Here is a 25,064-nt window from a genome sequence, read left to right as displayed (position 1 = left end):
GCCGCATCCACGCACGTCGCTGAGGCGTCCCCGTAGGCATGGACCTGGAGAAGCGGCCCACCCGGCACCCTGCGCCGCAGCAGACGGCGCAGCAGCAGACGATGCAGCGGCACACGGCGCGGCAGCAGACGGCGCAGACGCCCGAGGGGTGTCTCACCGTCGCGATCCGGATTCCCGTGCGGATCGTCGTGCTCGTGCTGGTCGTGCCGGTGCGGATGGTGTGGGACGCGCTGGTGGTGATCGGGCGGTTCCTGATGGACACCGTCCTGCGGCCGGTGGGGCGGGCGTTGCTGTGGGTCGGCAAGGCCGTCTTCGTATGGCCGTGGGTCGCGCTGTGGCGGTACGTCGTCGTGCCGGTCGCCCAGGGGCTCGGGTGGCTCGGGTACCGGCTGCTGGTCGTGCCGGTCGTGTGGGTGTACCGGTACGCCCTGACGCCCGTGGGGCATGCGATCGCCTGGGCGGCGGCCGGGCTCTGGGCCGGAGTGGTGTGGGCCGCCACCGGGCTCTGGGCCGGAATGGTCTGGGTCGCCACCGGCGTAGGAGCCGGGCTCGCCTGGCTGTACCGGTGGACGCTGGCGCCGCTCGGGCGTGGCCTCGTCTGGCTGGCCAGGGCCGTCGGCACCGGGATCGCCGCCGTCGCGGTCGCGCTGTTCACGGCTGTGGCCTGGCTGGTGCGGTACCTCCTCGTCGTACCGGCGGTGTGGCTGTACCGGTACGTGCTGACGCCCGCGGGGCACGCGATCGCGTGGGTGGCCCGAGGTGTCGTGTGGCTCGTGCGGATGATCTTCACCGGGCTCTGGCTCGGCATCTACTGGACCGTGCGTGTTCTGCTCGTGCTGCCCGCGCTCGCCGTGTGGCGGTGGGTGCTCACGCCGATCGGGCGGTTCCTCGCCGTCGTCGGCCGGGAGATCCGGGACGCCCTCGGCCACGCGTGGCGGGTGGCCGGGCGGCTCTCGCTCGCCGTCGGACGCTTCCTGGCGAGTCTCCTGCGATGGATCTTCGTCGAGCCGACCCGCTGGGTGTACCGGACCGTCCTCACCCCCGCCGGTCACTTCGTACGGGACGTGGTGTGGAAGCCGGTCGCGGAGCTCGGGCGCGGTGTGGGCCATACCACCCGGCAGGTCCTGGACACCGCCCGTCAGACCGTCCGCCAGGCCCGTGCCAGTGTGCGGTCGGCGCTCTTCGGGCAGCCGGCCGAGCCGGTGCCCGTCCACAGGCGGGAACCGCAGGCCGCCGAGACACGTACTCTTGGTAGCAGTACGACCGCTCTCACGAAGGACTAGGACACTGGGCAAGCGACAGCCCGAAGGCCCGCCGCCCGCACCCGCGGTGCAGCGCATCCGACTGCGCTACACCAAGCGCGGCCGCCTCCGGTTCACCAGCCACCGTGACTTCCAGCGCGCCTTCGAGCGTGCGCTGCGCCGTGCCGAGGTGCCGATGGCGTACTCGGCGGGGTTCACGCCGCATCCGAAGGTGTCGTACGCCAATGCCGCACCCACCGGCACGGGCAGTGAGGCGGAGTACCTGGAGATCGCGCTCACCGACGCGCGCGACCCCGAGAAGCTCAGGATTCTGCTCGACGAGTCGCTGCCCACGGGCCTCGACATCGTCGACGCGGTCGAGGCCCGGACCTCCGGGCTCGCCGACCGGCTCACGGCCTCCGTATGGGAGCTGCGCCTGGACGGCGTGGACCCCGTCGACGCCGGGCGCGCGGTCGAGGCCTTCAAGGCGGCGGACCTCGTCGAGGTCCAGCGCAGGACCAAGAACGGCGTACGGACCTTCGACGCCCGGGCCGCCGTGGTCGATCTCGACAGCCGTGACGGACGTGGTGCAAGCGCCGGAGCGGACGGTTCTGAGACGCACAGTCCACAGGCTGATAGGCCGACGGACCAGCCCTGTGCGATACTGCGGCTGGTTGTTCGGCACGTGACGCCTGCCGTACGACCCGACGACGTCCTGTCCGGTCTCCGCGCCGTGGCCGACCTGGCGCCGCCGGTCCCCGCAGCGGTGACCAGGCTGGCGCAGGGGCTGTTCGATGAAGAGACCGGCACGGTGACCGACCCGCTCGCGCCCGACCGCGAGGCAGCGCCGGCCCTCTCAACGGCCGAACCCGCTGCCGCCGCGAAGGCGTCGGCGCCGGTAGGTCCCGCGTAGGGACGGACGTCGTAGCGCCGCCCTCGGATCCGGGAGCCACCTGGGTCGGGCAGCGCACCGACCACAAGACTTTCGCCAGGCCGTACGCAACATGGCGTACGGAACCGGCGAGACAGGACACAGAGAGCTCCCGTGCGGCGCCCGCGCCCCGGACGGCGGCAGTCGCGCACGACGCGAGCCGCGGACGTCACCGGCCACGCCGGACCGGGTGCGGCGCCCGGGAGCCTGACGGGAGAAACGCCCGCATGCCCGAAACGATCGAACCCGCAGAGCCCGCGCAGGGCTCCGAACACACCACGCCGAGCGACACCCTGCCTCCGCGCCGTCGCCGCCGTGCCGCGTCCCGCCCGGCGGGACCCCCCTCCGCCGCCTCCGAAGCGGCCGCGGAGACCACCGCGCCGGCCATACCGGCCGCCGAGTCCGACGACCTCGCGGCCGCCGAGCCGGACGAGATCACCGAGGGCGCCGTGAGTGCCGAGACCGGTGAGGCGGCGCAGGCCGTCGAGACCGACGCCACCGCGGAGGCCGCGGAAGCCGACGAGGCCGAGGCCACTGCTGTCGCCCCTGAGGAAGCCGCGCCCGCCGGGCGTACGCGCCGTCGTGCGACCCGTCGGGCCTCCGCGCCCGCCGGTACGCCCGAGGGTGCCGAGGCCGCCGCGACCGTGGTGCCGGCCGCCGCCCCCGGTGAGGGCGCCGTCGCCGAGGTGACCGAGACCGCCGCCGCCGTCGAGGAGGCCCCGTCGGCCGGTCGTACCCGTCGGCGCGCGACCCGCAGGGCTTCCGCGCCCGCCGGAGCGCCCAAGGCGGCCGAGGCCGGCGAGAGCGCCGCGTCCACCGAGCCCCAGGTCGCCGCCGAGGCCCCCGCTGTCGCCGAGACCGTCGCCGTCGCTGAGGCGGCTGCCACTACCGAGGAGACCGCGCCCGCCGGGCGTACGCGCCGTCGTGCCACGCGCCGCGCGGCCGCGCCCGCCGGTGAGCCGAAGGCCGCTGAGGTCGTGGAAGCTCCGGCGGAGGCCGTCGAGAGCGCAGCCGTCGCGGTTCAGGAGGCCACGCCGGTCGCCGCCCAGGAATCCGCGCCCGTCGAAGAGGCGGCCGAGGAGGCCGCGCCGCGCCGTACGCGTCGCCGCGCCACCCGCCGGGTGTCCGCGCCGACCGGTGCGCCGGCGGGTGAGGCCGCCGAGGAGACCGCGGCCGCCGAGACCGCGCCGGCCCAGGGCGCGGAGGCGCCCGCCGCCGCCGAGACCACGTCCGCCCCGGCCGTGAAGGCCTCCGCCGCCGAGAGCGAGCCCGTCAAGGCGCCGCAGCCGCAGGCCGCTGCCGAGACCGAGGAGGCCGGCCCGCGCCGTGCGAGGCGTCGGGCCACGCGCAAGGCCGCCGTCGGTTTCTCCGAGCCCGCCGCGCCGGCCGGCGACGACGCTCCCGCGCGGCCCGCACGGCCCACTGTGGCCGTGTTCCAGGCGCCGGTGTTCACCGAGCCGATGTTCCAGACGCCGGAGCGTGCCGCCGCGCAGGCCGCCGCCGAGGCGGAGACCGTGCCCGCCGAGGTCGAGGAGACCGCCGAGACCACCGAGGTCGGCGGGTTCGCCCAGGAGGAGAGCACCGGCGGGTCGCGGCGTCGCCGCCGCCGTCGGGGCGAGTCCGCCGAGGCTGAGCAGCCCGTCGCCGCCACCGTGGTGGCCGACGAGCCGGAGGAGCCCGAGGAGCCCGAGGAGCCCGAGGACGCCGCCGAGGGCGACGAGTACGGCGAGGAGGAGTCCACCGGGTCGCGGCGTCGCCGTCGCCGGGGTGGCCGCCGCCGCCGTCGGGGCGAGTCCGCCGATGCCGAGGACGCCGCCGAGGGTGACGAGCTCGCCGCCGAGCAGGCCGCGCAGGACGCCGAGGACACCGCCGAGCAGGTGGACGAGGACGCCGAGGACGAGGGCGACGAGCGCGAGGAGTCCGGTTCGGGCTCCAGCAGCAGCCGCCGGCGCCGGCGCCGCCGTCGTCGCGCCGGTGACTCCGGCACCGAGGCCGAGCCGACGTCCGACGACCCCGAGCGCACGGTCGTCAAGGTCCGTGAGCCGCGCGAGCGGCGAGCGAAGGACACCGAGCTGTCCGACGAGGTGCAGTCCATCAAGGGCTCGACCCGTCTGGAGGCCAAGAAGCAGCGTCGCCGGGAAGGCCGTGAGCAGGGCCGCCGTCGCGTCCCGATCATCACCGAGGCCGAGTTCCTGGCCCGTCGTGAGGCCGTCGAGCGCGTCATGGTCGTGCGCCAGAGCGGTGAGCGCACCCAGATCGGCGTCCTGGAAGACAACGTGCTCGTCGAGCACTACGTCAACAAGGAGCAGTCGACCTCGTACGTCGGCAACGTCTACCTCGGCAAGGTGCAGAACGTGCTGCCGTCGATGGAGGCCGCCTTCATCGACATCGGCAAGGGGCGCAACGCCGTCCTGTACGCCGGTGAGGTCAACTTCGAGGCGCTGGGCATGGCCAACGGCCCGCGCCGCATCGAAAGCGCGCTCAAGTCCGGCCAGTCGGTCCTCGTCCAGGTGACCAAGGACCCGATCGGCCACAAGGGCGCGCGTCTGACCAGCCAGGTCTCGCTGCCCGGCCGCTACCTGGTCTATGTCCCCGAGGGGTCGATGACCGGCATCAGCCGCAAGCTGCCCGACACCGAGCGGGCCCGGTTGAAGACCATCCTCAAGAAGATCGTCCCCGAGGACGCGGGCGTCATCGTGCGCACCGCCGCCGAGGGCGCGAGCGAGGACGAGCTGCGCCGCGACGTCGAGCGACTGCAGGCGCAGTGGGAGGACATCCAGAAGAAGGCCAAGAACGGCAACGCGCCGACGCTGCTGTACGGCGAGCCGGACATGACCGTCCGGGTCGTCCGCGACATCTTCAACGAGGACTTCTCCAAGGTCATCGTGAGCGGCGACGAGGCGTGGGGGACCATCCACGGATACGTCTCCCATGTCGCGCCCGACCTCGCGGACCGGCTGCAGAAGTGGACCTCCGAGGTCGACGTCTTCGCCACGTACCGCATCGACGAGCAGCTGATGAAGGCGCTGGACCGCAAGGTGTGGCTGCCCAGCGGTGGTTCGCTGGTGATCGACAAGACCGAGGCCATGATCGTGGTCGACGTCAACACCGGTAAGTTCACCGGCCAGGGCGGCAACCTGGAGGAGACGGTCACCAGGAACAACCTGGAGGCGGCCGAGGAGATCGTCCGTCAGCTGCGGCTGCGCGACCTCGGCGGCATCGTCGTCATCGACTTCATCGACATGGTCCTGGAATCGAACCGGGACCTGGTGCTACGGCGCCTGCTGGAGTGCCTGGGACGCGACCGTACGAAGCACCAGGTCGCCGAGGTCACCTCGCTGGGCCTGGTCCAGATGACCCGGAAGCGGGTCGGGCAGGGCCTCCTGGAGTCCTTCTCCGAGACCTGTGTCCACTGCAACGGGCGCGGCGTGATCGTGCACATGGACCAGCCGACCGCTGTCGGCGGTGGCGGCAAGCGCCGCAAGCGCGGACGTGGTGGTGCCGAGCACGAGCACGACCACGAGCACGTGTCCGCTGCCGAGGCCGTCGAGCCGGTGGAGCCGGTTGAGCTGGTCGAGGCCGAGGTGGCCGCCGAGGTCGCCGAGCCCGTGGCGCTGCCCGCGCCGGAGTTCGAGCCGGACGAGGAGCTGTACAGCAGCGTCGCCGAGGCGGAGGCTGCTGTCGGACGCAGCCGTTCGCGCCGTCGTGCGACCCGGCGGGCGTCCGCGCCCTCCGGCGCGCCGAAGCAGCGCGAGACCGTGGTCACCACAACCTCCGAGGACCGTGCCCCGAAGTCGCGGGAGGCCGCCGAGGCGGAGCCCTTCGCGGTGGAAGACCCGGTCGTCGAGATGCCGGCCGCCGCGCCGAGCACCGAGGAGGCCGCGCCCAAGGGCCGTACGCGTCGCCGGGCGACCCGGAAGGTGTCCGCTCCGGCGGGCGCGCCGGCCGGAGCGGCGGCGGAGGAGGCCGTGGTGACGGTGTCCGAGCCGGTCGTGGAAGCGGACGAGACCACGGTGACAGTGACGGTGAGCGAGCCGGCCGTGGCCGACCGGGCCGCCCAGCCCGAGGCTGCCGACGCTGCCGAGAGCGCGGCTCCGGCCCGTCCGCGTCGGCGTGCGGTGCGCAAGGCGACGGCGCCCACCGCGCCCGCTGAGGACGCTGTGGTCGTCGTGCCGGCGGCTACCGCCGAGGGCACGGCCGAGGCGCCGGTCGAGGAGGCCGCTCCGGCCGCCGAGGAGACCGAGTCCGAGGCGCCCGCCAAGAAGACGGCGGCGCGGAAGACGGCCAAGAAGGCGACGGCGAAGAAGGCCGCCACCAAGAAGACGGCGGCGGCCAAGAAGACGGTCGCGAAGAAGGCCACGGCCAAGAAGGCGGCGACGAAGAAGTCGGCCACGAAGAAGAGCACGGTGGCCGCCGAGCAGACGTCGGCCACGGTCACGGCTTCGACCGACGAGAGCTGAGCCCCGGGGCGGGCGCATGGCCCGCTCCCACCGGTGCCCCTGCCGGGCGGTTTCACCGTCCGGCAGGGGCACCGGTGCGTCTCAGGAGAGCAACTTCACACCGGGTGAAGAGATTTGGGGGGTTTCACCCTCTCTGTCGTCTCACCGGCACCCCCACCCTCTCGCGGCGCGATGAGCGCCTGTAAGACTCCCGTAGTCATACGAATCACGGTCAGGGTGGGAACGGGGAGGGGATCGCATGGCGCGCGTGCGCATGCGCGGGGCGGTGGCACTGGCCACCGTGCTGTCGGCGGCCGGGGTGCAGGCGGCGATGTCCGCGGGCACCGCGCAGGCCGCCCCGACCTGGACCGAAGGCCCCATCTTCAACGACCCGTTGGGCGAGGAGAGCGCGCAGCTCGCGATACGCACCCGGCTGATCGAGCTGACGGCCGCCGCACTGCCCGGCTCCACCATCAAGGTCGCCGTCTACCACGTGTGGGAGGCGTCCGTCGTCAACGCCCTGGTCGCCGCCAAGGACCGGGGCGTGAACGTCCGGATCCTGCTGGACGAGTCGAGCATCAGCGACCGCCCGACCAACACCGCGTACGGCACGCTCGCCGCCGCGCTCGGCACCGACCGTACGAAGGGCTCGTACATAGCGACCTGCCCCGTCGACAGGTCCTGCCTCGGCGACCCGAAGTACGGGCAGTCGATCATGCACAACAAGTTCTGGCTGTTCTCGGCGGTCGAGGGCGCCACGAACGTGGTCGTGCAGACGACGTCGAACTCGACGCCGTCGGCGCACACCAAGTTCTTCAACGACGCGCTGCTGCTGCCGAACAACCCGACGATGTACGACGCGTACGCGGACTACTTCGACACGATGGTCGCCCGGGACTGGGCGTCCTGGGAGTACCGGACCGTCAGCAACGGCCTCTACAAGGCGTACCTCTTCCCCCGGGCCGGCAACACGCGGGCCACCGACACCGTGTACTCGGTGCTCAACAACGTGCAGTGCTCGTACGAGGACGGCGCGGGCGGGACGCGGAAGACCTGGGTGCGGGTCGCGATCTTCAAGATCACACGGCTGGCGATCGCCGAGAAGCTGGTCGCGTTGAAGAAGTCCGGCTGCAACGTGAGCATCGTGTACGCCGAGTCCGACAGCGCCAAGAGCAGCGGCGGGACCAAGGGGACGTGGGAGAAGATGCACACGTCCGGCGGGCCGACGGTCCGCTGCTACAACGACGACCGGGACCCGCTGAACCCCGGGCAGAAGCTGACCACGCCGTACATCATCCACACCAAGTACATCCTCGTCGACGGCAGGTACGACGGGGTGCGCAACAAGATCAGCTTCACCGGCTCGGGCAACTACACCGGCCCCGCGCTGCGCGAGAACGACGAGTCGATCGTCAAGGTCGACGACGACGCCGTGCACGACATGTACCGGGCACACTTCGACAAGGTGATCGCCGTCGCCCATCCGGGCAAGGCGGACACCACGGACCTTTGCAAGGGCGTGAAGCCGCTGCCGGCGGACGGCGAGAAGCCGACCACCTAGCGGGCGAGGGGCTCGGTTTGACCCTTTCGGGCGTGGCCCCGTAACCTTGACCGTCGGCGTGTCCATAGGTATCCGTCCGGATGCCGCCTCGGACGCGCCACATCCCCGTAAACCTCATCCTTCCGGGCGCCGGGCGCCGTGGAAGAGGCCGTTCGCGTGTCGGGCGGCTGGACTGCGGGGGTGCCGTTCCCGAGCGAGAGAGTGAGATCCGCGTGTACGCCATCGTGCGCAGCGGTGGTCGCCAGCACAAGGTTGCTGTCGGCGACATCGTTGAGGTTGACAAGATTTCCACTGCCCAGGTTGGCGACACGGTCGAGCTCTCGACCCTGCTCGTTGTCGACGGCGACGCTGTGACCAGTGACCCGTGGGTGCTGGCCGGCATCAAGGTCCAGGCCGAGGTCGTGGACCACCACAAGGGCCAGAAGATCGACATTCTGCGCTACAAGAACAAGACCGGCTACCGCCGTCGTCAGGGCCACCGCCAGCAGTACACGGCGATCAAGGTCACTGAGATCCCCGCGGCTGCGAAGTAAGGGACTGAGGAGAGATGGCACACAAGAAGGGCGCATCGTCCACCCGTAACGGTCGTGACTCCAACGCTCAGCGCCTCGGCGTGAAGCGTTTCGGCGGTCAGGTCGTCAACGCGGGTGAGATCCTGGTCCGCCAGCGCGGCACGCACTTCCACCCGGGCTCGGGTGTCGGCCGCGGCAAGGACGACACGCTGTTCGCGCTGAACGCCGGTGCGGTCGAGTTCGGTACCGCCCGTGGCCGCAAGGTCGTGAACATCGTTCCGGTCGGCTGATCGGAAAGTCTTCGGACAGTCTTTCGCGAGGCGGACCTCACTTCCCGTTCGGGAAGGCGGGTCCGCCTTTCGCGTGTTAACCAATAACTGAACCCGTACGTTTCTGGAGGCCCCCACCATGACCACCTTCGTGGACCGCGTCGAGCTGCATGTCGCCGCGGGTAACGGAGGCCACGGCTGCGCCTCCGTCCACCGGGAGAAGTTCAAGCCGCTCGGCGGCCCCGACGGCGGCAACGGCGGCCGGGGCGGCGACGTCATCCTGACCGTCGACCAGTCCGTGACGACCCTCCTCGACTACCACCACTCCCCGCACCGCAAGGCCACCAACGGCAAGCCGGGCGAGGGCGGCAACCGCTCCGGGAAGGACGGCCAGGACCTCGTCCTGCCGGTCCCGGACGGCACGGTCGTGCTCGACAAGCACGGGAACGTCCTCGCCGACCTCGTCGGCCAAGGCACCTCCTTCGTCGCCGCGCAGGGCGGCCGGGGCGGCCTCGGCAACGCGGCCCTCGCCTCCGCCCGCCGCAAGGCGCCCGGCTTCGCGCTGCTCGGCGTGCCGGGGGACATGGGCGACATCGTCCTGGAGCTCAAGACGGTCGCCGATGTGGCGCTCGTCGGCTACCCGAGCGCGGGCAAGTCCTCGCTGATCTCGGTCCTCTCCGCCGCCAAGCCGAAGATCGCGGACTACCCGTTCACGACGCTCGTCCCGAACCTGGGCGTGGTCACGGCCGGCGAGACGGTCTACACGATCGCCGACGTGCCGGGCCTGATCCCGGGCGCCAGCCAGGGCAAGGGCCTCGGCCTCGAGTTCCTCCGCCACGTCGAGCGCTGCAGCGTCCTCGTCCACGTCCTCGACACGGCGACGCTGGAATCGGACCGCGACCCCGTCTCCGACCTCGACATCATCGAGGAGGAGCTGCGGCAGTACGGCGGGCTCGACAACCGGCCCCGGATCGTCGTCCTCAACAAGATCGACGTACCCGACGGCAAGGACCTCGCCGAGATGGTGCGGCCGGACCTGGAAGCTCGGGGCTACCGGGTCTTCGAGGTGTCCGCCGTCGCCCACATGGGGCTGAAGGAGCTGTCCTTCGCCCTCGCCGACTTCGTGGGCAGGGCGCGCGCCGCCAAGCCGAAGGAGGAGGCGACGCGGATCGTCATCCGGCCGAAGGCCGTCGACGACGCGGGCTTCACGGTCGTGCAGGAGGAGGACGGTCTCTTCCGCGTACGCGGCGAGAAGCCGGAGCGCTGGGTCCGCCAGACCGACTTCAACAACGACGAAGCCGTGGGCTACCTCGCCGACCGTCTCAACCGCCTCGGTGTCGAGGAGGAGCTGATGAAGGCGGGCGCCCGCTCCGGCGACGGCGTCGCCATCGGCCCCGAGGACAACGCGGTCGTCTTCGACTGGGAGCCGACCGTCATGGCCGGCGCGGAGATGCTCGGCCGCCGTGGCGAGGACCACCGCTTCGAGGCGCCCCGCCCCGCCGTCCAACGCCGCCGCGACCGCCAGGCGGAGCGAGACGAGGTCGAGAAGGCGTACGACGACTTCGAGCCGTTCTAAAAGGGGCGCAAGGGGCGCAGCCTCTTCAGGGGCGCGGGGAACCGCGCGACCAGCCGAGCACCCGCGCAGTCGCCGTACCAGCCGGCCACCCCGAGCTCCCAGGCGCATCCGCCCGAACAAAAAGAAGGGCCCCGGAGGTAACCACCCCCGGGGCCCTTCCCCGTTCCTAGTGGAGCGAATCGCTCGGCTCGCCCTCAGACACCTCGTCCCGCGCCTCCCGAGGCGAGGGAATCTCGTTGGCGAGGCGGGACTCCATCCGTACACGCCGCTCGTCGGCCTTGGCGCACAACGCCTTGACGGCCGAGTCGAAGCGGACGAGGGAGGGCGGGTCCGAGGGCCCGAGAAGCTGTTCCTTCAGCTCCGCGCGGGCCTTGGTGAACTGGTCCTTCTCGGGGTTGCGGACCGCGTCGAGGAGGGCCGGGACACCGCCCGCCTTCGGCGTGAGGACGACACCGGCGGACACCGTCGGGAACGCCGCCCGGAACGCCGCCTCCGGCAGCCCGCACGTGTTGGCGACCGAGTACGGCTTCTCACTGGACAGCCAGTCGGAGACCACCGACGAGACATCGCTGATCAGCAGGTCGGACACGTTGAAGCAGGCGAAGATCGCGGGCCGCGCCTCGGTGACGATCAGGTGCTCCCACTCCGGGAACGACGCCCAGTACGCCCTCTCCCATGCCAGCGTCGCCTCGGAGATGGCCGCCTCACGGTCCCCGCTCGGCGTGCCCTGCAGCAGCATCCGCTCCATCTCGTCCGCGCTGGTCCGGAAGGAGGCCGAGGTCAGCCTGTCCAGCTCGGCCGTACGGCGGGTCAGCTCGGCGGCGGCCTCGGGACCGGGGCGAGCCCCGGACCGCTTCGTGTTGGCCTCCCGGATCATCGCCTTGATCCGCTCGTTCGCGGCGCCCGCGCGCGGGTCGACCGAGCCCGTCATCGGGTGCGGCTTGTACAGCAGCCGTACCTTGTCGTCGGCGAGCAGCTTGCGGACGATGTTCTCGCCGGCCAGGACCACGGACGTGTTGCCGGGGTTGCCGTCCCAGCCCTCCCAGGTGGGGGCGTAGAGGACGGTCGTGTACGTGCCGGTCGGCGGGCCCGCGTAGGGGCGGATCGGCGCCAGCTGCGGGCGGCCGACCTCGACGATGTCCTTGTCCTCGACGCCGACCTCGGCGAGCGCGTACCGCTCGCGCGCGGCGGGACCGGCGACCCACACCTCGTCGTACGCCTTCGCGTACGGGTTGCAGGAGGACAGCTTGTCGCTCTCCCCGTGGTTGATGAAGGCGTGCTTGATCGTGGGGATGCGCAGCACCTGGGAGGTCTTCGCGGCGTTGGCGGGGTGCAGCATCATCTTCAGCGTCGAGTTCTCCAGGGAGAACATCGTCGTCACCTTCGGGAAGCAGATGACGGGGACGTCCGTCGCGTCGATCTTCTGCACCATGAAGCGCTCACGCAGCACGATCAGCGGCTTCTCCAGCTGGGAGAGCGTGGAGAGCCACATGTTCGCCTGGTACGCCGAGGTCGTACCGCCGGAGAAGTACATGGCGGTGGTCGGCTGGTACCGCGCCAGCCACCTGTCCAGCCACTCCATGACCTGCTGCTCGCTCTTCGCCCGCTTCTTCGGCAGCAGCCATGTCGCCAGGTACGCGGTGCCCAGGACGAGGGCGATGAGGCCGGTGCCGAGGCCGACGGCGCCCCAGACAACGTCCTGCGTCGCCGCGGTCAGCACCAGGCCGGCCGTGATCGGCAGGGAGAACGTGAGCAGACGGTGGGCCTGGCGGCGGGCCAGGACGCGCGGCGGGGCCGCGGTCAGGCGCAGCTCGGAGGCGTCGATGTTGCGGGTGACGATGGGCAGCGTCCGGGTGCGGCGGACCAGCACGGAGACGGCCTGGCAGGCGAAGTGCACCGCGTAGAAGAGGACGAGGCCGACCAGGAGCGGGGCCTGCTCACGCAGCGGATCGATGCCGTCGATGCGCAGAAGCCCCACCAGGACCAGCATGTCGCGCAGCAACTGGCGCACCAGCGCGTCGAAGCGGACCTTGCCCAGCGTCGCGAGCAGCCCGGGGTCCCGGTACTGCAGATACGTGTCCAGGACGAGGCCCGCCGCACTGGCGGCGACGAACACCGGAATGTTCGGCAGCAGTGCGGAGACGATCTGGGCCGTGAAGAGCGCGAACATCGCGAGCAGCGCTGAGAGCTGCGCGATGCGGCGGGGTGCGAGGCCTGCGGAGGGCACGGGCTGGGCTCCTGCGGAGGGTGCGACGGACGGAGGGGGGAAGGTAGGTCTGGGGGTGGCCTGAGGAAGGCCGATCCCTGACCGTATGACCTAGGGAGGTCGAGGAGCAATCTTCCGAGGGAGCAATCGCCAATAGTCGGACATAACACCTGGGGCGTCCAGGGTGGTTTCACCAACTCCTCATAAAGGCTTCAGAGGCGGCCCGGTGCCGTCCGCCCCTCGAAATGAAGACGCGTCCGGCCCGTCCGCTCCCGTAGATTGCGGACTGCACACACCGGGCTGGTTCGGAACATTGGGGATACAGGTGTCAGCGGCAAGGCAGGGCGTGGCGGAAGCGCACCGGATCGTCGTGAAGGTGGGCTCCTCGTCGCTGACGACGGCCTCCGGGGGCCTCGACGCGGACCGGGTGGACGCCCTGGTGGACGTCCTAGCCAAGGCCCGCAGCGGGGGAGAGCGGGAGATCGTGCTGGTCTCGTCCGGCGCCATCGCCGCCGGGCTCGCGCCGCTGGGCCTGCGCCGCCGCCCCAAGGACCTCGCCCGGCAGCAGGCGGCCGCCAGCGTCGGCCAGGGCCTGCTGGTGGCCCGCTACACGGCCTCCTTCGCCCGCTACGGCATCCGCGTCGGCCAGGTACTCCTCACCTCCGACGACATGAGCCGCCGCGCCCACCACCGCAACGCCTCCCGCACCCTCGACAAGCTCCTCGCGATGGGCGCCCTGCCGGTCGTCAACGAGAACGACACCGTCGCCACGGACGAGATCCGCTTCGGTGACAACGACCGCCTCGCCGCCCTCGTCGCCCACCTCGTCCGCGCGGATCTGCTGGTCCTGCTGTCGGACGTGGACGGCGTGTACGACGGCGACCCCAGCAAGCCCGGCACGTCGCGGATAGCGGAGGTACGGGGCCCCGAGGACCTCGCGCACGTGGAGATCGGCAGCGCGGGCAAGGCGGGCGTCGGCACCGGCGGCATGGTCACCAAGGTCGAGGCCGCCGGGATCGCCACCGGAGCGGGCATCCCCGTCGTCCTGACCAGCGCCGTCCACGCGGCGGACGCCCTCACCGGCGGTGACACCGGCACGTACTTCCACCCCACCGGCAAGCGATCCGCCGACCGGCTGCTGTGGCTCCAGCACGCCTCCACCCCGCAGGGCGCGCTCACCCTGGACGACGGCGCCGTGCGCGCGGTCGTCGAGCGCCGCAAGTCGCTGCTTCCCGCCGGCATCGCCGCCGTCGAGGGCGACTTCGTCGCGGGTGACCCCGTGGAACTGCGGGACGCCACGGGCCGGGCCGTCGCGCGCGGGCTCGTGAACTTCGACGCCAAGGAGATCCCCCAGCTGATCGGCCGCTCGACCCGGGAACTGGCGCGCGAGCTGGGTCCCGCGTACGAACGAGAGGTCGTACACAGGGACGACCTCGTCCTCCTGCACCCCTGACCAGCGGCCCCGTGGAGGGGCGAAAGCACGGCCCCGGCGGTGCGCGTTCCGTAAAACCGCCACGCGAAGCCCCTGAGCCTGCTCAACTTTGTCTCGGGGAGATTCCGCACGACCCATTGCGAAGCACGAATCGTTGCGAAGGAGGCCGTCGTGAGACGAGTGCGCCCCGGGGCCGCCGCGTCCCGTGGTGGTGGTACCTCCCGTGCGGCCGGCGAGGAGCGGGCGCTCACCAGCGTCGCCGCCTCGGACACGTACGAGGGCGACAGCGTCGAGGAGCCACAGGACCTGCCCCGGCTGTGGCACGTCACGCTGAGCGTCTCCGGACCCGAGGCCCCCCTCAAGGAGGTGCGGCGCGGCCTCGAACAGCTCGCCCACGACCATCCCTTTCTGCTGACCAGCCGCTACGCCAACGACCACGCCGAGATCCGCTACTGGGAGGAGGCCCGCGACCTCCACGACGCCGCCGCCGTCGCCCTGCGCCTGTGGGGCGAGCACCGCCGGACGGCCGGACTGCCACCCTGGGAGATCGTCGGCCTGGAGGTCATCGACCGCCAGACGTACCACCTGCGCATCGCGGAGGGATTCGGACCGCCCCCGGCCGCACGGGTGGGGGTCCACCCGTTCTGAGCGAGCCCGTCTCGGCTTGTGGGACAGCGGCTGGGGCGGTCTCCCCAGGAGCACTACCCTTCCCTTATGACCTCGCTCTCGCCGTACGACTCCATGACCCCGGTCACCCGGGCCGCCTACCGTGCCAAGGCCGCAGCCGCCGACCTCGCGCCGCTCCCGCGCGCCGTCAAGGACGACGCGCTGCTCGCCATCGCCGACGCGCTGGAAGTCCGTACGAGTGACATCGTCGAGGCCAACGCCAAGGACATCGACAAGGCCCGCGAGGCCGGCACCAGTGAGGCGATCGTCGACCGGCTGACGCTGACCCCGGAGCGGGTCCGGGCGATCGCCGCCGACGTCCGTGACGTGGCCGCGCTGCCCGACCCGGTCGGCGAGGTCGTCCGGGGCTCCACCCTTCCGAACGGCATCGACCTGCGCCAGGTCCGCGTCCCGCTCGGTGTCGTCGGCATCATCTACGAGGCCCGCCCGAACGTGACCGTGGACGCCGCCGCCCTCTGCCTGAAGTCAGGCAACGCGGTCCTGCTGCGCGGCTCGTCCTCCGCCTACGAGTCCAACACCGCCCTCGTACGGGTCCTGCGGGACGCCGTCGGCGGCGCCGGGCTGCCCGCCGACGCCGTCCAGCTGGTCCCCGGCGAGAGCCGCGAGTCCGTACGCGAGCTGATGCGCGCCCGCGGCCTGGTCGACGTGCTCATCCCGCGTGGCGGCGCCTCCCTGATCCGTACGGTCGTGGAGGAGTCCACCGTCCCGGTGATCGAGACCGGCACGGGCAACTGCCACGTCTACGTCGACGCGAACGCCGACCTGGACACGGCGATCGAGATCCTGATCAACTCCAAGGCCCACCGGGTCAGCGTCTGCAACGCCGCCGAGACCCTCCTCGTCCACCAGGACATCGCCCCCGAGTTCCTGCCCCGTGCCCTCGACGCCCTCGCCGACGCCGGGGTCACGGTCCACGCCGACGAGCGGGTCCTCGCGTTCGCCAAGGAGAGCCGGGCCACGGTCGTCGAGGCCACCACGGACGACTGGGAGGCCGAGTACCTCTCGTACGACATCGCCGCGGCCGTCGTCGACTCGCTCGACCGGGCCGTGGAGCACATCCGGCTGTGGAGCTCCGGCCACACCGAGGCGATCGTGACGACCTCCCAGCAGGCCGCCCGCCGCTTCACGCAGCTCGTCGACTCCACCACGGTCGCCGTCAACGCCTCGACGCGCTTCACCGACGGCGGACAGTTCGGCTTCGGCGCCGAGATCGGCATCTCCACCCAGAAGCTGCACGCCCGAGGCCCGATGGGCCTGCCCGAGCTGACCAGCACGAAGTACATCGTCACGGGCGACGGGCACGTACGGCGCTGAGCCGTCGCGGGTCTCGTGGGGCGCCGGCCCGTTCCTGTGAACAGGCTGGCGCCCAGCTGGCAAAACGGATGAATTTCCTTACCGTCTGCCCAAATTGACCACCCCGGTCTACTCTGGATCCGTGCCGGAGGACGTGGGGGGCACGCCGTTCCCTGACGGCTGGGAGCCCGACGACGACCGCGACCGCGGGGGTATGGACGAAGAGTTCGCCTCCGTGGTCTTCGACGAGGCCTTCGTACGGGCGGCCGTGGTCCACGAGCCGACAGCGGTCGAGCGGCTGCTCGCGGCGGCGGAGGCCCGTGCCGCGGCCCAGGAGGCCGAAGCCCGCCGGACCCACTCCAGAGGCCCACGCGACGACGACCGTTACGACGACGGTTTCGGACCGGACGGCCCCTATTTCGGCCACGGCCGTGACGACGAGCTGGACGATCTCGACGACGCCGAGATCCTGGAGGACCGCTACGCCGCCGACAACCCCTATGGCAGGCCGTACGGCAAGCAGACCCGCTGGCACCGACCGGTCGCCTGGATCCTCGCCCTGGTCATGGGCATCGGCATGGTCGCACTGGCCTTCACCGCGGTCTACCGGGGCGCCTCCTCCGGCCGTGGCGAACAGATCCGGCCCCCCGCCACCACCGGCGTCGAGCAAGGCCTCCCGACGGGCCCCTCCGCCTCCGCCGACTACTCCCAGCCGGCGGTGTCGGCGGACCCCCGGACGCCCTGAGAGGGCCCCCGAAGGGCCTCCGCGGGCAGTTCGACAGCTGTTCGAAAACCTGGTGAGGACCTGTCAGAACTTGCCGTGAGGCGGCGCGTTTACCGAGGCCCCCCGAGACCTACTCTGAAGGTATGGGCGGGCCTGGAAACCCACCTGAGGGCAGTCCCGAGGGCGCCCCCGGCGGTGGAGAGGACGAATACCGATCCGTCGTCTTCGACGAGTCGTTCGTCCGCGCTGCCCGCCTCCAGGAGTTCTCCGCGCGGGAGCGCCTCACCGACCACGCCCCGGCCGTGCGCCGCCGCCCGCCCCTGCGCCGGGGCGGCCTCTCCCGGCAGGCGCTGATCCTCGTCCTGCTGATCGCCCTGGCCTTCGGCACCGCCATCTACATGGGCGTCCGCCACCCCTACGACACCCGGGCCGCCAAGCCCACCGAGCCGCTCAGGATGACGGTGATCCCGCTGTCCCCGCAGTCCGCGGTGCCCGGCGCCGAGGAGCCCGAGACGCTGTACGCGCGCAGCCCGGCCGCCCAGTTCCGGATCGGTGCCGAGGGCATCACCATGCCGGCCACCCGGCGTACCGAGCACTTCACCGACGGTCAGGTCGTCTCCGCGCTGACCATCGCCAAGGAGTACCTGGTCGCCTCCGCGCTCGACCCGGAGGTGCTCGGCGGCACCACCGTCCAGCCCGTACGGCGGCTGCTCGACTCGGAACAGCTCGACCAGTTCGAGCAGAGTTTCGACCATCCGGCCGCGGACGGGCGGCACGCCCCCACCGGCTGGCTGGTCCGCTTCGACCCGTCACAGGCGGAGCTCGCCGACCGCAAGATCCGCGTCCAGGGCACCCTCCAGGCCGCCGAGTTCGACTCCGGCACCCTGGAGGTCGTCGCCGCCCACACCTTCGTGTACGCGCTGCGACCGCCGGGCGACAAGGCGGAGGCCGAGGCCTCGCTGTTCACCGTCCGACGCGAACTGCACTTCCGCTTCGACCAGGACGACCTGCGCACCCACCAGGCGGAGGTCGTCGTCTCCTACGTCCAGGCCGGGCCGCTGGCCTGCGCCGACGACGCCGCGAACCATCTGCGCCCGCTCCTCGCCGGCCAGACCGCCAAGGCGGGCGGCCCGGCCGCCGGCACCGACCCGTACAGCACCGGCGCGGCCACCGCCCTGTGCGGCTCCCTCGCGGAGAGCGCCCAGCCGAAGGTGTGACGCGCCGGGCCCCGCCGTAGCCTCGCCCGGCCGTCCCGAAACGACGAGCGCCCGGCCCGGAGGTCTTGCCTCCGGCCGGGCGCTCGTCATGTCAGTGGCGGTCGCCGTACGTCACTCGTCGTCCGGGCGCCTGTCCTGGGCGGTGTCCGTGCCACCGCCCGAGGTGTCGCCGGAGCCCGAGCCGCTGCCGCCGTTGGCGAAGCCGCCGAAGCCGCGCCGCACCCGGCCGCCGAGGTCGCCCGCGCCGCCCGCGATGTCGGTGACCAGCTTCATCAGCGGGTCCTTGGAGCTCTTGACGCTGCTCGTGTAGTGCGTGGCCGACTCACGGAAGGAGTCGGTCACCGAGGTGTCCTTGTCCTCGCTGCGCCGCGGGTAGTGCCCGTCCATGATCCGCTGGTAGTCGCGGGACTCGGCCCACTTCTTCAGCTCGGCCGCGCGCACGGTGGTGAAGGGGTGCGAGCGGGGCAGCACATTGAGGATCTTGAGCACGGAGTCGCGCAGGTCGCCCCCGGCCTCGTACTCCTCGGCCTGCGCGAGGAACGCGTCCACGTTCATCTCGTGCAGGTGGTTGCCGCCCGCGATCTTCATCAGACCGCGCATCGAGGCCTGGACGTCCTGGCCGACCAGCAGGCCCGCGCGGTCGGCGGACAGCTCCGACTTGCGGAACCACTCGCGCAGCGCGGTCACGATCGCCATGATCGCGAGGTTCCCCAGCGGGATCCAGGCGATCTTCAGGGCGAGGCTCGTCAGGAACAGCAGTATCGTCCGGTACACCGAGTGGCCGGAGAGCGCGTGGCCCACCTCGTGACCGATGACGGCCCGCATCTCCTCCTCGTCGAGCAGCTCGACGAGCCCGGTGGTCACGACGATGATCGGTTCGTCCAGGCCGATGCACATCGCGTTGGGCTGCGGGTCCTGGTTCACGTACATCGGCGGGACCTTCTCCAGGTCCAGGATGTAGCACGCGTCCCGCAGCATGTCGTTGAGGTGGGCGAACTGCTGGTCCGAGACCCGTACGGAGTCGGACAGGAACAGCAGCCGCAGGCTGCGTTCCGGCAGCAGCCCGCTGAGTGCCTTGAACACCGTGTCGAAGCCGCTGAGCTTGCGCAGCGCCACCAGCGCCGAGCGGTCCGCGGGGTGTTCGTACGCCCGCGAGGAGATTCCCTCGAAGCGCCTGCGCTGCCTGCTCGGCACGTTCTCGTGCCCGTTCTGCTCGTGGCTGTCGTCCGGCATGAATCCCCCATGCGTCTGTTTGCCCATGTTGCCCCCGAAGCGAGGTCCAGCCTAGGCGGAGTTACCGTGGCAGGGCATCAACCGTAAGGAGCGATCTCCATGGGACATCTCCCGCACCCGCCGGCGTCCGCCTTGCTCTCCGAGGCCGCGGACGCCGCAGCGAAGGAACAGGGAGCGGGCAACCTGCTGCGTGTGGTGCTCATCGTGATGGTCCTCGGCTCCGTCCTGACGGCGTGGTTCCTTCTGCGGGGTTACAAGCGGGACGAATGACGCCCGCCGAGGGGAAGGACGTACGGCGCACGCGAACGGTTGTCTCGCAGGAGAAGTACGCGCGCGACGGCGCCCGCGTTCACCCCTGGGCGGAGTCGGCGTGATCGCCGGTGAGGCCCCCGCATACGATGGCCCCAGTCTTTATCCCGATCCCACACCCGGATAGGTCACGCCGACGATGAGCTTCCACAGCACCGCTGCCGACTTGGTCACTCTCGCCGCCGAGGGCGGCGGGGAGCACAGCGGCAACCACGAGAGCCTCAGCCCCTACCTGACCGGCGGCGGAGCCTTCGTCGCCCTGATGCTGCTGCTGTGGATCACCACCCGCTTCAACCGGGACCGCTAGGCCTGAACCGCCGGGTTGGGCCCAATCCGCGCAAAAGGACGTTCGAGTCGGGCGCGTCGGCCGGGCCGGTAGGCTCTCCACGCATGGGAGAGCAGGAAATGCCTACCGGTCCGGAGCACGACCAGGCGAAGGACCAGGCACACGACACCACCGACGGCCGGGGTGACAGCACCGCCGGCGCACCGGGAAACCGCCCGTCGGAGCCCGTCCGGCGCCGCCTCGGCGTCATGGGCGGAACGTTCGACCCGATCCACCACGGGCACCTCGTGGCGGCCCAGGAGGTCGCCGCGCAGTTCGGGCTCGACGAGGTCGTGTTCGTGCCGACCGGACAGCCCTGGCAGAAGTCCCACCGCTCGGTCTCGGCGGCCGAGGACCGCTATCTGATGACGGTCATCGCCACGGCGGAGAACCCCCACTTCTCCGTGAGCCGCATCGACATCGACCGCAAGGGCCTCACCTACACCATCGACACCCTGCGCGAACTGCACGAGCTCAACCCCGAGTCGGACCTCTTCTTCATCACCGGCGCCGACGCGCTCGCCCAGATCCTCACCTGGCGCGACGCGGACGAACTGTTCTCCCTGGCACACTTCATCGGGGTCACCCGTCCGGGTCACACCCTGGCCGACCCCGGCCTGCCCGCGGGCGGGGTCTCGCTGGTCGAGGTCCCGGCGCTCGCCATCTCCTCCACGGACTGCCGTGCGAGAGTCGCCAAGGGCGATCCCGTCTGGTACCTGGTGCCGGACGGCGTGGTGCGCTACATCGACAAGCGGCAGCTGTACCGCGGCGAGTGAGCCGAGAGGGGCACCGGTGAACGACCGATACGACGCTGGCCACGGGGGCGACCAGCAGTACGAACTCGTGGGCTACGACGAGTACGGGCAGCCGGTGTACCGACAGGTGCCCCAGCAGCAGGCCCACGACCCGTACTGGACGCAGCAACAGCAGCCCCAGGGCTACGCCTACGACCCGTACGCGACCGGTCAGCAGCAACCGGTGCCGTCCTACGACACGAGTCAGCAGACGCCCGCCCCGTCGTACGACACCTACGGCTCCTACGACCCCTACGGGCAGACCGCGGCCACCGTCCACCAGACCCATGTCGCCGAGCAGACCGCCTACATCCCGCAGCAGACGGGGCCGCAGCAGACCGTCGACGAGAGCGCGCCCCGCGCCGGTGACGCCACCCCCGAGCGGGACTTCGACGAACGGGAGTACCGCACCGAGCAGTTCGCCTTCGTCGAGGAGCCCGACGGCGACTCCGAGGACGTCATCGACTGGCTGAACTTCACGGAGAACCGCACCGAGCGCCGCGAGGAGGCCAAGCGGCGGGCCAGGAGCCGGATGACGGCCCTGGTGGTGGTCCTCGCCCTGGTCGCGGTCGGCGGCGTCGGTTACCTGTGGTGGGCGGACATGCTGCCCGGGGCGTCCTCCAACGAGCGGACCGGCACCACGACCTCGGCGGCCGCCCAGAAGCGGGACGTGATCGTCGTCCACCTGCACGACACCAAGAAGGGCGGCACCTCCACGGCGCTGCTCGTGAACAACACCACCACCGGGCGGGGCGCCACCGTCCTCATCCCCAACGCCCTCGCCCTGACCGGCGACGACGGCACCACGACCACCCTCGCCAAGTCCGTCGAGGACGACGGCTCCTCCGGGACCCGTGACGCCCTCGACACCGTCCTGGGCACCGACATCGAGGGCACCTGGCGGCTGGACACTCCGTACCTGAACTACCTCGTCGAACTCGTCGGCAACATCGACGTCGACACGAACACCGACGTGCCCGACCCCGAGGCCGAGAAGAAGACCGCCGCCCCCCTCGTCAACAAGGGCAAGGCGCAGACCCTCAGCGGCAAGATGGCCGTCGCCTACGCCACCTACCGGGCCTCCGGCGAGTCGCAGAACGCGCAGCTTGAGCGGTTCGGGCAGGTCATGCAGGGCGTGCTGCGCAAGCTGTCCTCCGACGCCGGGGCCGCCACGACCACCGTGCAGACGCTGGCCCAGATCCTCGACCCCTCGCTCACCGACAAGGACCTCGGCGCGTTCCTCGCCAAGCTCGCCGACCACGCCAAGGGCGGCGACTACGAGACCGAGCCGCTGCCCGTCCAGCAGGACGGCACGCTCAGCGCCGAGGACTCCGACAGCGTCGTCAAGGACCTGCTCGGCGGCGCCGCGAAGAGCCCCGACGCCGGGGACGCGGTCCGCGTCGGCATCCGGAACGCCACCGGCGAGAAGGACGCCACCGAACAGGCCCGCGTGGCCGTCCTCAACGGCGGCTACACCTTCCTGGACGCCGGGACCACCGGCACCGCCCAGGCCACCTCCCAGGTCACCTACTCCGACGCGGCCCGCAAGCAGGACGCCGTCGAGGTCGCCAAGACCCTCGGCCTCCCCACCAGCGCCGTCAAGAAGGGCGAGACCACGTCCAACGCCGACGTCTCCGTCGTGCTCGGCCAGAACTACGAGACGACCGACTCCACCGGCACGACGGGCACGACCGGCACGACCGGCACGACCGGAACCGCGGGCACGACCGGAACCACGGGCTGACCGAGCCGGGTGTGACCTTCGTCAGGCCCCGGAGCCGCCGCGACGGCGGTGCTCCGGGGCCTGATGGATTAACCCGTGGGGCGGTGTCGGTGGGCCGTGAGACCCTTGGGGTAGCCCGTGAGGGTTCCTGACCGACGACCGAAAGCCGCGTAGTGACCGCCACTGACCGCTCCCTCGAGCTCATCAACACCGCCGCGCAGGCGGCCGCCGACAAGCTCGCACACGACGTCATCGCGTACGACGTCAGCGATGTGCTGTCCATCACGGACGCCTTCCTGCTCGCCTCCGCGCCCAACGACCGCCAGGTCAAGTCGATCGTCGACGAGATCGAGGAGCGCCTGAACAAGGAGCTCGGCGCCAAGCCGGTCCGCCGCGAGGGCGACCGCGAGGCCCGCTGGGTGCTGCTGGACTACGTCGACATCGTCGTCCACGTCCAGCACAGCGAGGAGCGGGTCTTCTACGCCCTGGAGCGGCTCTGGAAGGACTGCCCCGAGCTGGAGCTGCCCGCCGACGCCAAGGCCACCCGGGGCAAGGGCGAGGAGCACGCCAAGCTGCGCGCCGCCGAGGAGGCCGCCGAGCTGGGCGGAGAGCTGCGGTGACCGCCGGCATCGACGCCGCCGACAGGAAGGGCCGGGGCCGCCGGCTCATCCTGTGGCGGCACGGCCAGACCTCGTGGAACGTGGAGCGCCGCTTCCAGGGCACCACGGACGTCGAGCTGACCGAGACCGGCCTCGGCCAGGCCCGCCGCGCCGCCCGGCTGCTCGCCTCCCTGGCGCCCGACGCGATCGTCGCCTCCGACCTGAGGCGCGCCGCGAACACGGCCGCCGAGCTGGCCGCGCTCACCGGGCTGGAGGTCAGCCACGACGAGGGCCTGCGCGAGACCTACGCGGGCGTCTGGCAGGGCCTCACGCACGACGAGATCATCGCCCGGCACGGCGAGGAGTACGCCGCGTGGAAGCGCGGCGAGCCCGTCCGGCGCGGCGGCGGCGAACTGGAGACCGAGGTCGCCGACCGTGCCGCCCCCGTGGTCCTCCGGCACGCCGACAAGCTTCCGGAGAACGGCACCCTCGTCGTCGCCAGCCACGGCGGCACCATCCGCACCACCATCGGGCGCCTCCTCGGTCTGGAGCCCCAGCACTGGGAAAGCCTCGGCGGCCTCTCCAACTGCTGCTGGTCCGTCCTCGGCGAAGGCGCCCGCGGCTGGCGGCTGCTGGAGCACAACGCCGGCACGCTGCCCGAGCCGGTGCTCGGCGACGACGACTGAGCCTCCCAAGAGGCCTGGTCACGCGGCCCGGGACCCGGATTTCACTTTCCGGCTGCTCGCAGGCTAAAGTTCTTCTTGTTCGCCCCGCCGAGCGGGGCGAAACACCATACGGCTCCGGCCGCGTGGCACAAGGGGCTATAGCTCAGTTGGTAGAGCGCCTGCATGGCATGCAGGAGGTCAGGAGTTCAATTCTCCTTAGCTCCACAGATCGGTACAGAAGATCCCGTTCCCGCAAGGGAGCGGGATTTTTCGTGTGTGACCTGCGTCCCTTCTTGAGCACTCACGGCCCCGCAGGCGTATACCTCTGCGGACGGCCTTCTTTCCTGCCGCGTGTCCGGACTGGTACGAAGGCGTCGCTGACCGTATTGGTCCGGCCGTGGCAGAATCAAACGGCCGGAAGGGGGCGCGGCCCGACGGGAGGGAGAAGCGATGCCTGCGAGCATCCGCGGGGAGGTCCACGACCTTCCCGCAGCGGTGGTGATGCGGAGCAAGACCACCCTCCTCTGCCCTTCCTGCGGCTCGCTCCACGTGGCCCAAGTCCTCGGTGACAACGGAGGGATCTCCTACGTGTGCACGGCCTGCGGCCACATCTGGAGCTGATCGATGGGTGCACACAGGAGGAAATGCGACTGGTGCGGCAGCGGTACGCCCATCGTCCGTGACATGGAGCCCGTCAACGCCGACTACCAGTACTGGTGCGAGGAATGCGCCCGGGCGCTGATCATAAAAGGCGACCCCATCGAGACCTACCGTGAGCTGGAGGGCGAGCCGATCTACGGCCGCCTTCTCGAAGAGCACTGCACGCTCAAGCGTTTCTATTCGTTCGTGACGGCCTGAGCGTCAACTCGACGCCCGTACACGGCCGCCGCCCGCCTCCGGGCCACCACGGCCGCCACAGCGTCTCGTGGCGGCCGCCGTCGGCGGGGCGTGAACGGCTGGTCGTGAACGGCGGGTCCTGAACGGTGGGTCGTGAACGGTGGGTCGTGAACGGTGGGAGCCCGGTGGGTGGTTCGGGGACCGGCGTTCGACCGACATTCACCCCCAAAACCACCCCTGATCCGCACTCGACGGAATCGATTTGGTGGTGCGTGCGGGAGACCGGTAATGTTGGCGTCGTCGCCAGGGAAACCCGGCGGACAACACAGCAAGGGGCTATAGCTCAGTTGGTAGAGCGCCTGCATGGCATGCAGGAGGTCAGGAGTTCAATTCTCCTTAGCTCCACAGAAAAGACCCCGTCCAAGTGGACGGGGTCTTCGCGTTGTTGGCGACGAGCGTGACGTGGTTGGCGACGAGCGCGACGGAGGCGT

At 71.1% G+C, this 25,064-nt stretch carries 22 protein-coding genes and 2 tRNA genes; 22 read left to right on the top strand and 2 right to left on the bottom strand.

Annotated features, from left to right (window positions below):
* Positions 1–38 precede the first annotated feature (38 nt).
* The 7 genes from ACWD26_RS26075 (at position 39) to obgE (ending at position 10,529) form a co-directional block, all read left to right on the top strand.
* Positions 39–1,283, top strand: coding sequence for a hypothetical protein (locus tag ACWD26_RS26075; RefSeq protein ID WP_451274023.1), 1,245 nt, complete (start codon positions 39–41; stop codon positions 1,281–1,283).
* Positions 1,284–1,329: 46 nt separating this feature from the next.
* A complete protein-coding gene (locus ACWD26_RS26070; protein WP_451274021.1) occupies positions 1,330–2,154 on the top strand; it encodes a TIGR03936 family radical SAM-associated protein in 825 nt (274 codons plus the stop codon).
* Positions 2,155–2,399: 245 nt separating this feature from the next.
* Positions 2,400–6,632, top strand: a complete 4,233-nt coding sequence (locus tag ACWD26_RS26065) for an Rne/Rng family ribonuclease (RefSeq protein WP_451274019.1) — start codon at positions 2,400–2,402, stop codon at positions 6,630–6,632.
* Between the two features lie 238 nt (positions 6,633–6,870).
* Positions 6,871–8,172 (top strand): phospholipase D-like domain-containing protein, encoded by a 1,302-nt coding sequence (locus ACWD26_RS26060; protein ID WP_451274017.1) that lies wholly within the window; start codon positions 6,871–6,873, stop codon positions 8,170–8,172.
* Positions 8,173–8,384: 212 nt separating this feature from the next.
* Positions 8,385–8,705 (top strand): 50S ribosomal protein L21, encoded by a 321-nt coding sequence (rplU, locus tag ACWD26_RS26055; protein ID WP_007449531.1) that lies wholly within the window; start codon positions 8,385–8,387, stop codon positions 8,703–8,705.
* A 14-nt stretch (positions 8,706–8,719) separates the two neighbouring features.
* A complete protein-coding gene (rpmA, locus tag ACWD26_RS26050) occupies positions 8,720–8,974 on the top strand; it encodes a 50S ribosomal protein L27 (RefSeq protein ID WP_033525817.1) in 255 nt (84 codons plus the stop codon).
* Positions 8,975–9,092: 118 nt separating this feature from the next.
* Positions 9,093–10,529 (top strand): GTPase ObgE, encoded by a 1,437-nt coding sequence (gene obgE, locus ACWD26_RS26045; RefSeq protein WP_451274015.1) that lies wholly within the window; start codon positions 9,093–9,095, stop codon positions 10,527–10,529.
* A 166-nt stretch (positions 10,530–10,695) separates the two neighbouring features.
* On the opposite strand, the gene ACWD26_RS26040 is transcribed toward obgE, so the two are convergent.
* Entirely contained in the window at positions 10,696–12,756 is a 2,061-nt protein-coding gene (locus tag ACWD26_RS26040) for a hypothetical protein (RefSeq protein WP_451274013.1), read from the bottom strand.
* Positions 12,757–13,081: 325 nt separating this feature from the next.
* Between ACWD26_RS26040 and proB the strand changes: the two genes are divergently transcribed.
* The 5 genes from proB (at position 13,082) to ACWD26_RS26015 (ending at position 18,088) form a co-directional block, all read left to right on the top strand.
* Positions 13,082–14,188: a glutamate 5-kinase gene (proB, locus tag ACWD26_RS26035; RefSeq protein WP_451274011.1), complete on the top strand. Its 1,107-nt coding sequence runs from the start codon at positions 13,082–13,084 to the stop codon at positions 14,186–14,188.
* Positions 14,189–14,347: 159 nt separating this feature from the next.
* Positions 14,348–14,815 (top strand): hypothetical protein, encoded by a 468-nt coding sequence (locus ACWD26_RS26030; protein WP_451274221.1) that lies wholly within the window; start codon positions 14,348–14,350, stop codon positions 14,813–14,815.
* A gap of 66 nt (positions 14,816–14,881) precedes the next feature.
* Positions 14,882–16,168, top strand: coding sequence for a glutamate-5-semialdehyde dehydrogenase (locus tag ACWD26_RS26025; RefSeq protein ID WP_451274009.1), 1,287 nt, complete (start codon positions 14,882–14,884; stop codon positions 16,166–16,168).
* A gap of 121 nt (positions 16,169–16,289) precedes the next feature.
* Positions 16,290–16,892, top strand: coding sequence for an SCO2584 family spore wall biosynthesis protein (locus ACWD26_RS26020; RefSeq protein WP_451274007.1), 603 nt, complete (start codon positions 16,290–16,292; stop codon positions 16,890–16,892).
* Positions 16,893–17,014: 122 nt separating this feature from the next.
* Positions 17,015–18,088, top strand: a complete 1,074-nt coding sequence (locus ACWD26_RS26015; protein WP_451274005.1) for an SCO2583 family membrane protein — start codon at positions 17,015–17,017, stop codon at positions 18,086–18,088.
* 111 nt (positions 18,089–18,199) lie between these two features.
* Here the strand turns inward: ACWD26_RS26015 and ACWD26_RS26010 are convergent, their stop codons facing one another.
* Positions 18,200–19,321, bottom strand: a complete 1,122-nt coding sequence (locus tag ACWD26_RS26010) for a M48 family metallopeptidase (protein ID WP_451274003.1) — start codon at positions 19,319–19,321, stop codon at positions 18,200–18,202.
* Positions 19,322–19,420: 99 nt separating this feature from the next.
* On the opposite strand from ACWD26_RS26010, the gene ACWD26_RS26005 reads away from it, so the two are divergent.
* The 10 genes from ACWD26_RS26005 (at position 19,421) to ACWD26_RS25960 (ending at position 24,978) form a co-directional block, all read left to right on the top strand.
* A complete protein-coding gene (locus tag ACWD26_RS26005) occupies positions 19,421–19,591 on the top strand; it encodes a hypothetical protein (protein WP_451274002.1) in 171 nt (56 codons plus the stop codon).
* Between the two features lie 178 nt (positions 19,592–19,769).
* Positions 19,770–19,937, top strand: a complete 168-nt coding sequence (locus ACWD26_RS26000) for a hypothetical protein (protein ID WP_451274000.1) — start codon at positions 19,770–19,772, stop codon at positions 19,935–19,937.
* Between the two features lie 83 nt (positions 19,938–20,020).
* A complete protein-coding gene (gene nadD / locus ACWD26_RS25995) occupies positions 20,021–20,731 on the top strand; it encodes a nicotinate-nucleotide adenylyltransferase (RefSeq protein WP_451273998.1) in 711 nt (236 codons plus the stop codon).
* Between the two features lie 16 nt (positions 20,732–20,747).
* Positions 20,748–22,493, top strand: coding sequence for a LytR C-terminal domain-containing protein (locus ACWD26_RS25990; RefSeq protein WP_451273996.1), 1,746 nt, complete (start codon positions 20,748–20,750; stop codon positions 22,491–22,493).
* 152 nt (positions 22,494–22,645) lie between these two features.
* Complete coding sequence (rsfS, locus tag ACWD26_RS25985) at positions 22,646–23,092, top strand: ribosome silencing factor (protein ID WP_451273994.1); 447 nt, start codon at positions 22,646–22,648, stop codon at positions 23,090–23,092.
* Positions 23,089–23,757 (top strand): histidine phosphatase family protein, encoded by a 669-nt coding sequence (locus ACWD26_RS25980; protein ID WP_451273992.1) that lies wholly within the window; start codon positions 23,089–23,091, stop codon positions 23,755–23,757. Before rsfS ends, ACWD26_RS25980 begins: the two co-directional genes overlap by 4 nt.
* A 131-nt stretch (positions 23,758–23,888) precedes the next feature.
* Positions 23,889–23,961 (top strand) — tRNA-Ala (locus ACWD26_RS25975).
* 225 nt (positions 23,962–24,186) lie between these two features.
* Positions 24,187–24,357: a hypothetical protein gene (locus ACWD26_RS25970; protein WP_451273990.1), complete on the top strand. Its 171-nt coding sequence runs from the start codon at positions 24,187–24,189 to the stop codon at positions 24,355–24,357.
* Positions 24,358–24,360: 3 nt separating this feature from the next.
* Entirely contained in the window at positions 24,361–24,594 is a 234-nt protein-coding gene (locus ACWD26_RS25965; protein ID WP_005479297.1) for a hypothetical protein, read from the top strand.
* Positions 24,595–24,905: 311 nt separating this feature from the next.
* Positions 24,906–24,978 (top strand) — tRNA-Ala (locus tag ACWD26_RS25960).
* Positions 24,979–25,064: the final 86 nt, after the last annotated feature.

This window comes from Streptomyces sp. NPDC002787 (assembly GCF_053592095.1).
Note: the sequence above shows the minus strand (reverse complement) of the source record. Positions and strands in the feature narration are given on the sequence as shown.